The sequence below is a fragment of the Microvirga sp. jy35 genome (genome assembly GCF_056148915.1).
Window position 1 is genome coordinate 1 of sequence record NZ_JBWBEW010000113.1, and the last position, 1370, is coordinate 1370.

Consider the following 1370-nt stretch of genomic DNA (forward strand, 5'->3'; position numbering starts at 1 on the left):
TCTGATGGGGTGGACGCCCCCCAACGGCCTTGGTGTGCCAAAGTGGAGGTGTTGAAGAGCACCACTTGAGGGAGGCGTCCATGGGAGAGGTTAGCACAATCGGCATAGATCTGGCGAAGAACGTGTTCCAGGTGCACGGCGCCGATGCATCCGGAGCGGTCCTGTTCCGCAGGAAGCTGCGCCGGCACCAAGTTCTGACATTCTTTGCCGGCCAGAAGCCCTGCACGGTGGCGATGGAGGCCTGCGGCAGCGCACCACTGGGCCCGTGAGATCGGCAGGCTTGGTCATCAAGTCCGATTGATCCCGCCGGCTTACGTGAAGCCCTTCGTCAAGCGCCAGAAGAACGATGCGGCCGATGCCGAGGCGATCTGCGAGGCAGCCCAGCGCCCGACCATGCGCTTCGTGGCGCCCAAGAGCGAGCAGACACAGGCCGCCGCTCTCGTGTTCCGGGCCCGCGATCTCCTGGTCAGGCAGCGCACCCAGGTTATCAACGCACTGCGGGGACATCTGGCCGAGTTCGGGCTCATCGTGGCTAAAGGCCCGGCTCATGTTCATCTGCTCGTGCGGATTGTTGAGGATCCGGACGAGCCTATTCCTGAGATCGCCCGGCCGATCCTCCAGATGCTGATCGAGATGCTCCATCACCTGGACGAGCAGATTGAAAGCCTGGACCAGGAGGTGGCCAGGAGAGCCAAAGAGAACGAGACAGCGCGGCGGCTGATGACCATCCCGGGCGTCGGTCCGGTGACCGCGGTGGCCCTGGCGGCGCTTGCACCACCCGCTGAGACCTTCAAGCGCGGGCGGGACTTTGCCGCCTGGGTGGGGCTCACACCCTTGCAGCGTTCGACCGGCGGCAAGCAGAAGCTGGGAGCGACCTCGAAAATGGGCGAGCGGACCTTGCGCCGCCTGCTGATCATCGGCGCCAGTGCCGTCGTCCGGTGGGTGGCTCGCAACGGGGCTCCGGCAGGCTCGTGGATGGCGCGCATGGTGGCCCGCAAGCCGCCGATGCTGGTGCGGGTAGCACTCGCCAACAAGATGGCCCGCATCATCTGGGCTCTCATGGCGAGAGGCGGGGTTTACCAGGCTCCAGTCGCGGCGGCATAAGTCGTCGCGGCTGTGGGGCTGTTGGGGCGTGGGACGGTCACAGGAGAGAGATGGCGCAACGGTCACTGAGACGGGATCAGGAAAACCAGCTTTGCGACAGGTGCTGCAAGCACGTGGCTCTGATTTGGACCTGATCTGCGAACTCCCATCCGGGCCCGCGGCATGTGAGCCGCATCAGAGGCCGCACACATGTCAGCCCTGACCACGCGCTGCACCGATCCGAAGATTCTTCTTGCGTCACACGGGGCGTCCACACATGTCGCAAA

General features: G+C 64.7%; 1 pseudogene. It reads left to right on the top strand.

What is annotated here, in order from left to right:
- The first annotated feature begins 80 nt into the window (after nucleotides 1–80).
- Nucleotides 81–1104 (top strand): annotated as a pseudogene (locus AC0QTX_RS27445) (IS110 family RNA-guided transposase).
- Nucleotides 1105–1370: the final 266 nt, after the last annotated feature.